Source organism: Pseudomonas sp. MS15a(2019), assembly GCF_013277805.1.
Taxonomy (GTDB): domain Bacteria; phylum Pseudomonadota; class Gammaproteobacteria; order Pseudomonadales; family Pseudomonadaceae; genus Chryseomonas; species Chryseomonas benzopyrenica.
In genome coordinates, this window is sequence record NZ_VBTN01000012.1 from 38,231 (window position 1) to 51,308 (window position 13,078).

Annotated in this window: 13 protein-coding genes; 4 read left to right on the top strand and 9 right to left on the bottom strand. The window is 66.8% G+C overall.

Annotated elements, in window-relative coordinates:
* Positions 1-41 precede the first annotated feature (41 nt).
* Positions 42-470 carry a pyridoxamine 5'-phosphate oxidase family protein gene (locus FEZ61_RS19280; RefSeq protein WP_093254001.1) on the top strand — a complete coding sequence of 143 codons (429 nt, stop codon included), beginning with the start codon at positions 42-44 and terminating at the stop codon, positions 468-470.
* A gap of 4 nt (positions 471-474) precedes the next feature.
* On the opposite strand, the gene FEZ61_RS19285 is transcribed toward FEZ61_RS19280, so the two are convergent.
* The 8 genes from FEZ61_RS19285 to FEZ61_RS19320 form a co-directional block, all read right to left on the bottom strand.
* The gene (locus tag FEZ61_RS19285; RefSeq protein WP_173150057.1) at positions 475-1,683 is read right to left on the bottom strand and encodes an amino acid deaminase; all 1,209 of its coding nucleotides are present in this window, start codon (positions 1,681-1,683) and stop codon (positions 475-477) included.
* The gene (locus tag FEZ61_RS19290; RefSeq protein ID WP_068382996.1) at positions 1,680-2,453 is read right to left on the bottom strand and encodes an IclR family transcriptional regulator; all 774 of its coding nucleotides are present in this window, start codon (positions 2,451-2,453) and stop codon (positions 1,680-1,682) included. Before FEZ61_RS19290 ends, FEZ61_RS19285 begins: the two co-directional genes overlap by 4 nt.
* Positions 2,454-2,467: 14 nt before the next feature.
* Positions 2,468-2,854, bottom strand: coding sequence for a RidA family protein (locus FEZ61_RS19295; protein ID WP_059313667.1), 387 nt, complete (start codon positions 2,852-2,854; stop codon positions 2,468-2,470).
* A 28-nt stretch (positions 2,855-2,882) separates the two neighbouring features.
* Positions 2,883-3,659 (bottom strand): amino acid ABC transporter ATP-binding protein, encoded by a 777-nt coding sequence (locus FEZ61_RS19300; protein ID WP_173150059.1) that lies wholly within the window; start codon positions 3,657-3,659, stop codon positions 2,883-2,885.
* A complete protein-coding gene (locus tag FEZ61_RS19305; protein WP_027598509.1) occupies positions 3,656-4,318 on the bottom strand; it encodes an amino acid ABC transporter permease in 663 nt (220 codons plus the stop codon). The genes FEZ61_RS19300 and FEZ61_RS19305 overlap by 4 nt, the downstream gene beginning before the upstream one ends.
* Before the next feature lie 10 nt (positions 4,319-4,328).
* Complete coding sequence (locus tag FEZ61_RS19310) at positions 4,329-4,991, bottom strand: amino acid ABC transporter permease (protein WP_064307400.1); 663 nt, start codon at positions 4,989-4,991, stop codon at positions 4,329-4,331.
* 48 nt (positions 4,992-5,039) lie between these two features.
* Positions 5,040-5,819, bottom strand: coding sequence for a transporter substrate-binding domain-containing protein (locus FEZ61_RS19315; protein WP_242455205.1), 780 nt, complete (start codon positions 5,817-5,819; stop codon positions 5,040-5,042).
* Positions 5,820-6,087: 268 nt separating this feature from the next.
* Positions 6,088-7,548 carry a D-aminoacylase gene (locus FEZ61_RS19320; RefSeq protein ID WP_173150063.1) on the bottom strand — a complete coding sequence of 487 codons (1,461 nt, stop codon included), beginning with the start codon at positions 7,546-7,548 and terminating at the stop codon, positions 6,088-6,090.
* Between the two features lie 176 nt (positions 7,549-7,724).
* Here FEZ61_RS19320 and FEZ61_RS19325 point away from each other — a divergent pair, with 176 nt between their 5' ends.
* The 3 genes from FEZ61_RS19325 (at position 7,725) to FEZ61_RS19335 (ending at position 11,535) form a co-directional block, all read left to right on the top strand.
* On the top strand, positions 7,725-9,743 hold the full coding sequence (locus FEZ61_RS19325; protein ID WP_173150065.1) for a methyl-accepting chemotaxis protein: 2,019 nt from the start codon (positions 7,725-7,727) through the stop codon (positions 9,741-9,743).
* Between the two features lie 96 nt (positions 9,744-9,839).
* Complete coding sequence (gene umuD, locus FEZ61_RS19330; RefSeq protein WP_173150066.1) at positions 9,840-10,271, top strand: translesion error-prone DNA polymerase V autoproteolytic subunit; 432 nt, start codon at positions 9,840-9,842, stop codon at positions 10,269-10,271.
* Positions 10,264-11,535, top strand: a complete 1,272-nt coding sequence (locus FEZ61_RS19335; RefSeq protein WP_173150068.1) for a Y-family DNA polymerase — start codon at positions 10,264-10,266, stop codon at positions 11,533-11,535. The genes umuD and FEZ61_RS19335 overlap by 8 nt, the downstream gene beginning before the upstream one ends.
* 15 nt (positions 11,536-11,550) lie before the next feature.
* On the opposite strand, the gene cycA is transcribed toward FEZ61_RS19335, so the two are convergent.
* Positions 11,551-12,930 (bottom strand): D-serine/D-alanine/glycine transporter, encoded by a 1,380-nt coding sequence (cycA, locus tag FEZ61_RS19340; RefSeq protein WP_173150070.1) that lies wholly within the window; start codon positions 12,928-12,930, stop codon positions 11,551-11,553.
* Positions 12,931-13,078: the final 148 nt, after the last annotated feature.

The window sequence follows — 13,078 nt, forward strand, 5'->3', positions numbered from 1 at the left end:
ATTCAGACGGGCACTGCCTGCCCCCTACCGGAGCAATACCCATGGCCGACAAGACCCTGCACGACCTGTCCAAAGCGATGAGCGATCTGGATTTCTGCATGCTGACTACTGGCACCGGGCGTCTGACCAGCCGGCCGATGAGCAATAACGGCGACGTCGAGTACGACGGTGATTCCTGGTTCTACGCCTATGAGGATTCGGCCAAGATCCGCGACATCGAGGCTGATCCGGCAGTGGGTTTGAGCTTCAGCGAGGGTAAGAGCCTGCTGGGCAAGCCCGGCATCTTCATCGGCATCGAAGGGCATGCCGAGCTGATCCGCGACAAGGCGCAATTCGAGGCCCACTGGACCAAGAATCTCAATCGCTGGTTTCCCCAGGGTACCGACACGCCCGGCATGATCCTCATCAAGGTGCATGCCGAGCGCATCCGCTACTGGGATGGCGAGGAAGAGGGCGAGCTGCGTCCCTAGCGCCTCAGAAGCAGGTCGCGAAGGTCTCGACCACCTGCAGCCCCTCGTCGACGATGCAGCCCTGGCGCCACTTGTCGAAGGTCAGGCAAGGATGGGAGGTGCCCAGGGCGACGATGTCGCCGATGGCTAGCTCCGTACCTGGTGCGACGACCATGAAGGCGTGCTGGTCCATGATGGCGGTGACGGTACAGTCGCTGACATCGACGGCTTCGCTGGCGGTCTGGTCCGGCCGGTAGCGGCGTAGCGGCAGCGGCAGGCCGGCATCGTGGGCGATGTCGCGCTTGCCCAGGGCGAGGATGGCGAAACCGGGTTCGGGCATGGATTGCACGTGGGCCCAGACTTCCAGCGCCGGTTGCAGGCCTTCGTCGAGACCGGTGCGGGCCAGGACGCCACACTGGGCATCGCGATAGATCCCGTGGTCATGGACCACATAGCTGCCGGGACGCATGACGGCGAGAAAGCGCTCGCGCACTTCCAGCTGGTCGAAGGCGGCGGCGATCAGGTCGTACCAGGCCGAGCCCGAAGCGGTGACGACGGGCCGGTCGAGAGCGAAGGCGCCCTGGCCACGCAACTCCTCGGCCAGGCGCACCAGGGAATCGGCGAAGGCGCGGATGTCGGTGGCCGCCTCGGCGCCATGGATCACCCCCTCGTAGCCTTCGATGCCGGTCAGCCGCAGCGCCGGTTGCCCGGCGATGGCCTGGGCCAGGGTGCGCACCTCGGCTTCGCTGCGGCAACCGCAACGGCCGCCGGGCACGCCGTATTCGATCATCACCTGCAGTGCCAGGTCGCGTGCGCCGAAGAAGGCGCCCAAGGCCGTGACCTGATTGGGATGGTCCACCAGGCAATGGAAATCGAAGTCCGGGTCGGCGGCGAGCAGCTCGGCGATCAGCGCCATGTTCGGCGCGCCCACCAGCTGATTGGCCATCAGCACCCGGCGTACGCCATGGGCCTGGGCGGCGCGGGTCTGCACCGCGGTGGCCAGGGTCATGCCCCAGGCACCGGCCGCCAGCTGCCGTTGGAACAGCGCCGGCGCCATGCTGGTCTTGCCGTGGGGCGCCAGCTCGGCGCCGCGGTCGCTGGCGAAGGCCTGCATCCAGGCGATGTTGTGGTCGAGTGCGTCCTGGTGGATGACCAGGGCGGGCAGGGCAATGTCGCGGAGCAGGCTGGCGCCAGGACTGGCGGCGCCTTTCTCGGGGGCATGTAGAGCGGTCATGGATTCTCCTGGCCGCCCAGGCGCTGGGACAGGCGGCGAGCGCTGTCGACCAGCACCTGGCGGTACTCGGCATGGTGGGCCTGGGCGTCGGCGCGGGGCGCGACGATGCACAGGGTGGCGATGTTCAGGCCGCTGGCATCCTGCACCGGAGCGGCGAAGCAGTGGGTATAGGTGTCGGCGATGCTATCGAAGGAAAAGAAGCCTTCGGCGCAGGCGCTACGGATCTCGGCGATAAAGGTCGCCGGGGGCAGGCGGCTGCCGTCGGGCAGGATGAAGTCGTCCGGATCGATCAGGGCGAGGATCTCGGCATCGCTCAGGTGACCGAGCAGCAAGCGACCGGAGGCGGTCCAGGGAATGGGCGCGTCCTCGCCGACGTTGGAGGAGATGCGAAAGGCGCGGGCGCCTTCCTTCATCAGCGAGACGGTGTACTTGCGGCCGTTGAGCTGGCACAGCTGGGCGGTCTCGCGGGTCTGGGCGACGATGTCGTCCAGCAGCAGCCCGGCCTCGCGGGCCAGATCGAAGTGGCGCAGGTGCGCCTGACCGAGAAAGTACAGCTCGCGGCCCAGGTAGACCTGGCCGTCGCGGCCCACGGCATCGAGCATGTGCCGCTCCAGCAAGAGGCCGACCAAGTCGTAGACGGTGGACTTGGGAATGCCCAGGCCGGCGGCGATCTCGTTGGGGCGCAGCGGCCGACCCACCCGCTTGAGGTGATCGAGGATGTCGAAGGCGCGGTCCAGGCCGCGGGCTCTCTGGCGGGTAGGTTCGGTCATCTGTGCGATTTGTCTCAGGCCTTGGGTTTGTAGGCGATGCAGTCGATCTCGACCTTGCAGTCCACCATCATGGAGGACTGCACGCAGGCGCGCGCCGGCGCGTTGCCGGCGAAGTATTCGGCGAACACCTTGTTGAAGCTCCAGAAGTCACGCGGATCGTCCAGCCAGACGCCAGCGCGCACCACGTGCTCCAGACCGTAGCCGGCTTCATTGAGGATGGCGATCAGATTCTGCATGGTCTTGTGGGTCTGGGCGACGATGCCGCCGTCGATGATCTCGCCATTCTCCATGGCCACCTGGCCAGAGACGTGCAGCCAGCCATCGGCTTCCACCGCGCGGGCGAAGGGCAGGGGTTGGCCACCTGCGCCGCGTTCGCCGGCGCCGTAACGGATGATGCTCATAAGGGTGCTCCTGTAGCGGGGATGGGATTCAAAAAGAGGTCCGGCCGAGGAATTCGGCGAGACGGGTGGAGCGCGGCCGCTCGAAGAGTTCGCGGGGCGGACCCTGCTCTTCGATGCGACCCTGGCTCATGAAGACGATGCGATCCGACACCTCGTGGGCGAATCTCATCTCGTGGGTCACCAGCAGCATGGTCATGCCATCCTGGGCCAGGTCCTTGATCACCGCCAGCACCTCGCCGACCAGCTCCGGGTCCAGCGCCGAGGTGGGTTCGTCGAACAGCATCAGACTGGGATTCATGGCGATGGCGCGGGCGATGGCCACGCGCTGCTGCTGACCGCCGGAGAGCTGGCCGGGATGGTAATCGCGGCGCTCGATCAGTCCGACCCGGCGCAGCCACTGCTCGCCGAGGGCGATGGCTTCGTCCTTGCCCAGCTTCTTGACCTTGCGCAGGCCGAGGGTGACGTTTTCCAGGGCGGTGAGGTGGGGAAACAGATTGAACTGCTGGAAGGCCATGCCGGTGAGCGACCGTTGGCGGGCGATCTCGCGCTCCGGCAGGCGCTGGCGGCGACCGCCTTCCTCGCGGTAGCCGATGGCCTCGCCGGCCAGCTGGATGCTGCCGCCCTGGAAGTCTTCCAGCAGGTTGACGCAGCGCAGCAGGGTGGTCTTGCCCGAGCCGCTGGAGCCGATCAGGGTGACCACGTCGCCGCGATGGAGGGCGAGATCGATGCCCTTGAGTACCTCCACGGTGCCAAAGCTCTTGTGCAGGCCGTCGATGCTGAGCAGGGGAGCGTTGAGGTCGGTCATGGCAGGGTCACCCGTTTTTCCAGGTAGCGGCCGAGCCGCTCGATGGCGAAGTTGATGAGAAAGAACAGCAGCCCGGCGAACAGATAGAACTGCAGGGTCATGAAGGTGCGGGCGATGACCTGCTGGCTGCTCAGCAGCAACTCGGCCACGCCGATCACCGAGAGCAGGGTGGAGGCCTTGACGATTTCGGTGGAGGCGTTGACCCAGGTCGGCAGGATCTGGCGCAGCGCCTGGGGCAGGAGCACCTCCTTGAGACTCTGGGCGAAGGTCAGGCCGATGGCCTTGGCCGCCTCGTGCTGGCCGCGGGGGATGGCCTGCAGGGCGCCGCGGACGATCTCCGCCACATGGGAGCCGCAGAACAGCAGCAGCGCCGCGGTACCGGCCTGGAAGGGCGTGGGCCTCAGGCCCAGGGCCGGGGCCATGTAGTAGCAGGCCAGCACCAGCACGAACACCGGGGTGCCGCGGATCAGGTCGGCATAGACGCGGAACGGCAGGCGCAGCGGCCAGCGGCCATAGGTCAGCGCCAGGCCGCCGAGGGTCCCGAACAGGGTGCCGCCGAGCACCGCCAGTACCGAGCAAGCCAGGGTGGTGGCGAAACCGGCGGCCAGGGTCTGGCGCGCGTTCCACAATTCCAGGAACCAGGAGGGGGCTTCGTACACGATACGGCTCCTAGCGGGTCAGGCTCAGCCGTCGTTCCAGCTGGCGCAGCAGCAGGGCGATGACGTAGCAAGTGAGGATGTAGAGGAGGCTGGTCACCAGCCAGGTCTCGATGACCCGGTAGCTTTCCAGGTTGATCTTGCGCGCCTGGTAGGTCAGTTCCGGCACGGCGATGGCCGCCGCCAGGGAGGTGTCCTTGAACAAGGAGATGAAGCTGTTGGAAAGCGATGGCAGGACGTTGCGCAGCATCACCGGAATGATGACGTAGGCCTTGATCTGCCATTCGCGCAGGCCGATGGCCAGGCCCGCCTCGCGCTGGCCCTTGGGAATGGCCATGAGGCCGCCGCGAAACACCTCGGCCAGGTAGGCCCCGGCATAGAGCGCCAGGGTGATGAGAAAGGAGCTGAGCTTGTCCAGGCGGATACCGACGCTGGGCAGGGCGAAGTACAGCAACAGGATCAGCACCAGGATCGGGGTGTTGCGCACCAGGGTGACGTAGCCCGCCGCCAGCCAGCGCAGCGCCCGCACTGGCGAGAGCAGGGCGAAGGCGGTGGCCAGGCCGATCAGGCAGCCGATGGCGATGCCCACCAGGGCCAGCTGCAGGCCGAGGGCGAGCCCGGCCAGCAGGTGGTCCAGGTTCTGCCACACGGGGGCGAAGTTGAGGGTGTAGTTCATGCTCGACGTCTACCTAGAGGGCGCGGACAGGCCGCGCCGGGGCCAGGATCACTTGAACTCGACGGGAAAGCCGATCGCCGGGGACGGCAACTCGACGCCGAACCACTTCTTGAAGGACGCCTGATAGGTGGGGAATTCCACACCGGTCATGGCCTCGTGCAGGGCGGTGTTGACAAAGTTCAGCCAGTCCTGGTCACCGCGCTTGACCGCGCAGGCGTAGGTCTGGGGACTCCAGGCGTAGTCGGGCGAGCGGTAGCGACCGGGATTCTGGGTCATCAGGTACTTGACCGAGGACTGGTCGGTGGCCACGGCGTCGGCACGGCCCGTACCCAAGGCCTGGTAGAGCAGGTCGACGCTGTCGTACTGGTCGACCTTGGCGCCGGGCAGCGCCTGGTGCACCAGTTCCTCGGCATAGACGTTCTGCAGCACGGCCACGGTCAGGTCGCTCTTGGCCGCCTTGAGGTCGTCGATCTGCTGATAGCGGCTATTGGCCGGCAGGAGCAGGGCCACGCCTTCACGGTAGTAGGGCAGGGTGAAGGCCACCTGCTGGGCGCGGCTGGCGGTCACGGTGATGAACTGGCAGCTGATGTCGACCTTGTCGGTGAGCAGGTTGGGGATCCGCGCATCCGAGCCCTGGACGACGAATTCGACCTTTTCCGGATCGTCGAACAGGCCCTTGGCGATGACCTTGGAGATATCGATATCGAAGCCCTGCAACTTGCCGTCGGCGCCCTGGAAGTGCCAGGGGGCGTTGGTGCTGCCGGTACCCACCACCAGATGGCCGCGCTTGAGCACGTCATCCAGCTTGGCCGCCTGGGCGCCGGTCATGGCGACCAGACCGATCAGCAGCCCCAGCGCTTTCCACCCCTTCGTCTTGCCTATCATAGCGTCTCTCCGTTTCCGTTATAGCGGAACTAGGTTCGTAACAACGGAATGGATTGCAGCGACTGTGCCAGCTTTTTCGACGGCTTTGCAAATCAATGGCTTGGCTTGAACGACGGGCAAAGAAGCGGCTCCCGGTGCCTTGGGTGGCACCGGGAAGTGGCGGAAGGTAACGGCGGTGCACCAGGTCAGGACGTTACCCGGTAGCGTTCGATCAGCAGCGTGGGAAGGTTTGCCGCAGGTCCCCGGCACGGGGCAGGAAGCGGCCATGGCGCTCGTCGATGCTCCGGCCCGGCGCATAGGCCAAGCGGCCATTCACCCAGACGGCGTGGATGCCTTCGGCAGGCCGTTGCGGGTCGCTGAAGTCGGCCACGTCGCGGATGCGCTGGGGATCGAACAGCACCAGGTCGGCATGGGCGCCCGGTTCGATCAGGCCGCGATCCTTGAGGCCGAAGCGCGCGGCGGACAGGCCGGTCATCTTGTGCACGGCGGTGTGCAGGGGGAAGAGACCGAGGTCACGGCTGAAATGGCCGAGCACCCGCGGAAAGGCGCCCCAGAGGCGCGGATGGGGGAAGGGATCCTCGGGCAGGCCGTCGGAGCCGATCATGCTCAGCGGATGAGCGAGGATCAGCCGCACATCGGCCTCGCTCATGCCGTAGTAGACGGCCCCGGCCGGTTGCAGGCGGCGTGCGGCGCTGTCCAGGTCCAGCCCCCAGTCGGCGGCGATGGCGTCGAGGTCACGGCCGCCGCATTCGGGATGCGGGGTGGACCAGGTGATGGTGATGCGATGCCGGTCGGTGACCTGCTTGAGATCCAGGGTGGAGGAGCTGGCGGCATAGGGATAGCAGTCGCAGCCAACCTGTTGGGTCTGCGCGGCCTCGGCCAGGGCGCCGAGCAGTTCCGGTGCGCGCCCCCAGTTGTCCACCCCGGCGCACTTGAAGTGGGAGACCACCACCGGTGCCCGGGCCTGGCGACCGATGGCCAGGGCTTCGTCCAGCGCTTCGTGGACCGCGGCGAATTCGCTGCGCAAATGGGTGGCATAGAGTCCGCCCACGGCATCCAGCTCCGCGGCCAGCTGGGCCACCTCGTCGGTCGGGGCCGCCGCGGCGGACGCATAGGCCAGGCCGCTGGAAAGCCCCAGGGCACCGGCGGCCAGGCTGTCGCGCAACTCGGCACGCATGGCGGCGATTTCGGCCGGAGTGGCGGCACGCTGGAGATCGTCCAGGTGGTTGCTGCGCAACGCCGTGTGGCCGACCAGGGCAGCCACGTTGACGCCGGGCTGCGCCCGTTCCACGGCGGTGCGGTAGGCGGCGAAGGTGGGATAGACGAAGGCCATGGCCGGGCCGAGCAGATTCAGCGGGTCCGGCGGCTCGCCACGTAGCCGCACCGGGGCGGCGCTGATGCCGCAGTTGCCCACCACCACGGTAGTGACTCCCTGGCTGAGCTTGGGCAACTGCTCGGGGCGGCGGATGACCATGGTGTCGTCATGGGTGTGGACGTCGATGAAGCCAGGCGCCAGCACCAGGCCGCTGCCGTCGCGGACCTCTCGAGCTGGTTCAGTGGCCAGGTCGCCCAGCTTCTGGATACGTCCGGCTGCGATAGCGACATCGAGCGGCCTGCCCGGACGGTCGTGGCCGTCCAGCACCAAGGCATTGCGAATCAATAAGTCGTGCATGCTAGAGCTATCCGAAGACCGTTGAGGGGCGGCTTTCGACCGCCGAGTGGCAAATAGCCAAGGAAGCGAAGCGACAGCTCGATAGAGACGAAACTGTTACAAGAATTTTTGTCTATTACGTCACAAATAGGGCGGTACAGCCCTAATGACCCCTTTCGCCGCCGCCCGAGCTAGCCATGAATCTGCTGACCCCTGCTGTAACGATAATGAATCGCCTGAGGTTTCCCGCCAAGTTCGTCTGCCTCGCCACCATCGTTCTGGTGCCGCTTCTGTTTCTCAGCGTCTACCTCTATCAGGATATCCAGGAGCAGCGCGTGAGCCTGACCCAGGAGATCGACGGTCAACGCTATCTGACGCAGCTGACCCCGGTCGCCCGACTGAGCATGTTGCAGCGTGCCCTGACCAAGCGTGTCCAGGATGGCGACACCTCGGCGCAGCAGGATTGGCAGAACAATCGCGACAACCTGCTCAAGGCCTATGACGACCTGGGGCAGCTGGATCGTGAACTCGGCGGTAAGCTGGAAACCGGCGATCGCGTCAGCCAGCTGCGGCTGGGAGCCGAACGGTTGTTGCAGGGCACCTCAGGCAACTCCCTGGAGGTGTTCGAAGGCTGGAATGAGCAGCTGACCAAGACCCTCAACTTCTTCTATTACGTCTCGGCCACCTCGGGCCTGGCGCTGGATGCCGACTACACCAGCCTCTTTCTCATCGATATCACCTCGCTGCGACTGCCGCGGGAGATCAATCTCATCGGCCAGCTGCGCGGCCTGGCGAGCGGCCTGAGCGCTACCAACAACTTCGATCCGGCCACCCTCAATGTGGCGCGTACCCTGGTGCGCCAGGAGCGGCAGACCGCCGACGAACTGGAGCAGGGTTTGCGGCTGCTGGCGCGCCAGGCGCCTGAATTGGCGCAACGCCTCAAGGGCTCCCTGGCGCTCGCGGCGGACGACTATGCCAACTTCCGCCAGGGCATGCTGACCGCCATGAGCGGGGAGGGTGTAGTTGCCGGGCGCGCTCTGGGTGCCCAGGGCAATGCCGTGGTCGCCCGCTACTATAAGGTTCTGGAAGAGGCCCAGGGCCTTCTGTCCCAGATGCTGGCCGAGCGCCTGGCCCATGAGACCGCGCTGCGCAATATGATGCTGGGCATGATCCTGGGGGCCTTGCTGCTGCTGAGCTACACCTTCGCCGGCATCTACCAGGCCCTGCGCCTGGGGATCGCCGAGCTGGTCGAGGTGACCGCCGCCGCTGCCCGGGGCGATCTGAGCCGCCGGGCCGCCTTGTCCGGGCGTGACGAGATCGCCGACATCGGTCGTAGCCTGGATGAGATGCTGGAGGCTTTCGGTCGCTCGCTACGCGAGGTCGATCAGGCCTCCCAGGCAGTCGCCCAGGCGTCCGGCGCCCTGGCTGGCTCCATCGGTCAGGCACGCTCGACCATGCAGGCGCAACAGGGCGAGACCGACCAGGTGGCCACGGCCATCACCGAGATGACCGCCAGCGTGGCGGACGTCGCCAACAACACCGAAGGCGCTGTCGCGGCTGCCCAGCAGGCCGATCAGGCCACCCGTGACGGCGCCCGGGTGATGCAGCAGACCCAACACGCCATCGAAGCCCTGGCCGCCGAGGTGGATCTCAGCGCCACCAAGGTCGCCGCCCTGGAAAGTCACAGCCAGGCCATCGGCGGGGTCATCGCGGTGATCCGTACCATCGCCGAACAGACCAATCTGCTGGCCCTCAACGCCGCCATCGAGGCCGCACGGGCCGGTGAGCAGGGTCGCGGTTTCGCCGTGGTGGCCGACGAGGTCCGCACCCTGGCCTCGCGCACCCAGACCTCCACCGAGGAGATCCGCCGCATCATCGAGCAATTGCAGGCCGCTACCGGCGAGGCCGTCGGCCAGATGCAGGCCAGCCGTGGCCATGCCCTGACAGGGGTCGCGGCGGCCGAGCAGGCCAGTGCCAGCCTGACCAGCATCGGTTCCGCGGTGGGACGCATCGTCGACGTCAACGTGCAGATCGCCAGCGCCGCGGAACAACAGGCCGCGGTGTCCGAGGACATCAACCGCAACACCACGGGCATCCGTGCCAGTACCGTGCAGGTACTGAGCGGGATCGAGTCCGACGCCGGTACCGCCGAGCGCCTGGCGGGCCTCTCCCAGGACCTGCGCAGCGTGGTCTCGCGCTTTCGCCTCAGCGCCTGATGGTGCCGCTCATCGGCGGGGGTTAGGTCCGACTTTACAACCTGGCTCCTGCGGATAACTGTATAAATAGACAGTTATCCGCAGGAGCACCTTGTCATGTCCGTTACCGTCCTGGGTTGCCTGGCGTCGTCCGCCACCCAGCTGCCGCTCTATGATTTTCACCTGCCGTGCGGTTTTCCCTCGCCGGCCCAGGATCATCTGGAGCGCCAGGTCTCGCTGGACGAACTGGTCGACCTGCGCGCTCCTCATACCTACGTCATCCAGGTCAGTGGCGACAGCATGACCGGGGTGGGCATCTTTCCTGGCGATCTGGTGATCGTCGACCGCGCCCGTCCGGCGCGGGTGGGCGATATCGTGGTGGCGGTGCGCGACCGCGAGCCCACCCTCAAGCGCCTCGGTCGGCAAGGCGCCCATTTCGTCCTGCTGGCGGAAAACCCCGCCTATGCACCCCTGGTCATCGGCGAGCGCGATGACTTCGAAGTCTGGGGTGTGGCCACCCACAGCCTGAGGCGCTTTGGCCATGGCTGAGTCGGTGTTGGCGCTGATCGACTGCAATGCCTTCTATTGCAGTTGCGAGCGGGTCTTCCGCCCCGATCTCGCCGGGCGCCCGGTGGTGGTGCTATCGAACAACGACGGCTGCGTGATCGCCCGCTCGACCGAGGCCAAACGCCTGGGCATCGCCATGGCGGCGCCCTGGTTTCAGGTGCGCGAGCTGGCCCAGCGTGGCGAGGTCGCGGCCTTCAGTTCCAATTATGCGCTCTATGGCGACCTCAGCGACCGGGTGATGCGCACCCTGGGGACTCTGGTGCCGCGCCTGGAGCGTTACAGCATCGACGAGGTATTCGCCGATCTGGCTGGCCTGCCCGAACCCCTGGACGCCCTCGGTCATCGCCTGCAGGCCAGGGTGCAGAAGTGGACGGGCATCCCGGTCAGCGTCGGCATCGCCGGTACCAAGACCCTGGCCAAGCTGGCCAATGCCGCCGCCAAGCGCTGGCCGGAGCGCACCGGTGGCGTGCTGGATCTGCGCGATCCGGTGGTGCATGACTGGGTGCTGAAACACTCGCCGATCGAAGACGTCTGGGGTGTCGGCCGGCGCCTGGCCGCGCGCCTGCGGGGCGAGGGCGTCACCACTGCCTGGGAGCTGGCCGCGCAGGACGCCTGGTCGCTGCGCCAGCGCTACAGCGTGGTGCTGGAAAAGACCGCACGGGAATTGCGCGGACTGGCCTGCCTGAGCCTGGAGGAACTGGAAGCGCCACGGCAGACGATCTGCAGCAGTCGCATGTTCGGTCGCCGCCAGTACCAGTTCGGCGCCCTGGCCGAGGCGGTGGCCAGCTACACCGCCCGCGCCGCGGAAAAGCTACGCGCCCAGGGCTCGCTCTGTCGCACCCTGAGGGTCAGCATCCAGACCGGCATGCACGGCGCCGACGAGGCTCGCTATGCTAATGCCGCCCTGCTCAATCTGCCGGTGCCCAGCGACGACACCCGGGTGCTCAACGATTATGCCCAGTCCGGCCTGCGCGAGATCTTTCGCGACGGTTTCGGCTATGCCAAGGCCGAGGTGTTGCTGCTCGATCTCTGCCACCGTGACGAGGTGGCGGCGGATCTCTTCGCCGCCGCCCCGGATCCGGCCGCTACCCGCCTGATGGCGACCCTGGACGCCATCAACGGCCGGTTCGGGCGCGAGACCCTGCGTCCAGCCCGGATTCCGCGCGATCCCGCCTGGCAGATGCGCCGCGACCTGCTCAGCCCGCGCTACACCACCCGCCTCGATGAACTCTGGTCGGTGGGTTGAGCGACCAGTACCTGGCTAGCCGCCGCGTAGCGTCCGCCCGCGCCACCAGTAGCCCACCCCCAGCAGCAGGAACCACAGCGGACTGGCCAGCAGCGCCTGGCGGGTGTCGTCCTGCAGGGTCAGCAAGACCAGCACCGCGGCGAAGAAGGCCAGCACCCCGTAGCACACCCAGCGCCCGCCGGGCAGGCGAAAGGCCGAGGCGGCATGGCGTTCCGGGCGGTTGCGTCTATAGGCCAGCCAGGCCAGCAGGATCAGCGACCAGACGAACATGAACAGCACCGCCGCCAGGGTGGTGACCAGGGTGAAGGCGGTGACCAGGTTGGGGATCAGGTAGATCAGCACCGTGCCCAGCAGCAGGCACAGGCAGGACAGCACCAGTCCGCGCGCCGGTACCGCCGCCCGCGAAAGCTGGGTGAGGCCGCGGGGCGCATGGCCTTCGCGGGCCAGGCCATAGAGCATGCGGCTGGTGGAGAAGATGCCGCTGTTGGCCGAGGAGGTGGCCGAGGTCAGCACCACGAAGTTGATCAGGCTGGCGGCCATGGGCACGCCGGCCAGCACGAAGAGTTCGACGAAGGGACTCTTGTCCGGCACCACCTGGCGCCACGGCGTCACCGCCATGATCACCACCAGCGCCAGCACATAGAACACCAGGATGCGCACCGGAATGGAGTTGATCGCGCGCGGCAGGTTGCGCCGAGGATCGGCGGTCTCGGCGGCGGTGGTGCCCACCAGTTCGATGCCGACGAAGGCGAACACGGCGATCTGGAAGCCGGCGAAGAAACCGCCCAGGCCCATGGGAAAGACGCCGCCGTCGTTCCACAGATTGGCCAGGCTGGCGACGTTGCCGGAGGGCGACTGGAAACCCCAGAGCACCAGGCCGAAGCCGGTGACGATCAGCGCGCAGATGGCGACGATCTTGATCAGCGCGAACCAGAATTCCAGTTCGCCGAACAGCCGTACCGTGACCAGGTTGAGCCCCAGCAGGAGCAGCACACAGAGCAGCGCCGGGATCCAGGGCGCGAGGCTGGGAAACCAGAACTGGGCATAGGCGGCGATGGCGATGACATCGGCGATGGCGGTGACGATCCAGCAGAACCAGTAGGTCCAACCGCAGAAGAAACCGGCCCAGGGGCCGAGCAGGTCGGTGCAGAAGTCGATGAAGGACTTGTACTCCAGATCCGACAGCAGCAATTCGCCCAGGGCGCGCATGACAAAGAACAGCGCGCTGCCGATGATCAGATAGACCAGCAGGATCGACGGGCCGGCCAGGGCGATGGTCTTGCCCGAGCCCATGAACAGGCCGGTGCCGATGGCGCCGCCGATGGCGATCAGTTGCAGATGGCGATTGGACAGGCTGCGTTGCAGCCCCTCGGGCGGGGTGGAAGACGCGGACATGACGATCGGATACCTGACAGCGACAGCGGGGGCCACACGGTAAGAGATGCACGTCGCCGGTGCCAGTCGTTTCACCGGGACAGCATGCCGCAGGCCCGGTCCCGCCTCGGCTGGGTAGGGCGGCGCCGGCGATGGATCGCGGCACTGG

Excerpts from the sequence above, each read along its gene's own strand:
- FEZ61_RS19290 (WP_068382996.1), bottom strand. The coding sequence starts at position 2,453 with ATGACCGAACCTACCCGCCAGAGAGCCCGCGGCCTGGACCGCGCCTTC.
- FEZ61_RS19325 (WP_173150065.1), top strand. The coding sequence starts at position 7,725 with ATGAATCTGCTGACCCCTGCTGTAACGATAATGAATCGCCTGAGGTTT.
- FEZ61_RS19315 (WP_242455205.1), bottom strand. The coding sequence starts at position 5,819 with ATGACCGGCGCCCAGGCGGCCAAGCTGGATGACGTGCTCAAGCGCGGC.
- cycA (WP_173150070.1), bottom strand. The coding sequence starts at position 12,930 with ATGTCCGCGTCTTCCACCCCGCCCGAGGGGCTGCAACGCAGCCTGTCC.
- FEZ61_RS19280 (WP_093254001.1), top strand. The coding sequence starts at position 42 with ATGGCCGACAAGACCCTGCACGACCTGTCCAAAGCGATGAGCGATCTG.
- umuD (WP_173150066.1), top strand. The coding sequence starts at position 9,840 with ATGTCCGTTACCGTCCTGGGTTGCCTGGCGTCGTCCGCCACCCAGCTG.
- FEZ61_RS19285 (WP_173150057.1), bottom strand. The coding sequence starts at position 1,683 with ATGACCGCTCTACATGCCCCCGAGAAAGGCGCCGCCAGTCCTGGCGCC.
- FEZ61_RS19300 (WP_173150059.1), bottom strand. The coding sequence starts at position 3,659 with ATGACCGACCTCAACGCTCCCCTGCTCAGCATCGACGGCCTGCACAAG.
- FEZ61_RS19335 (WP_173150068.1), top strand. The coding sequence starts at position 10,264 with ATGGCTGAGTCGGTGTTGGCGCTGATCGACTGCAATGCCTTCTATTGC.
- FEZ61_RS19310 (WP_064307400.1), bottom strand. The coding sequence starts at position 4,991 with ATGAACTACACCCTCAACTTCGCCCCCGTGTGGCAGAACCTGGACCAC.
- FEZ61_RS19295 (WP_059313667.1), bottom strand. The coding sequence starts at position 2,854 with ATGAGCATCATCCGTTACGGCGCCGGCGAACGCGGCGCAGGTGGCCAA.
- FEZ61_RS19320 (WP_173150063.1), bottom strand. The coding sequence starts at position 7,548 with ATGCACGACTTATTGATTCGCAATGCCTTGGTGCTGGACGGCCACGAC.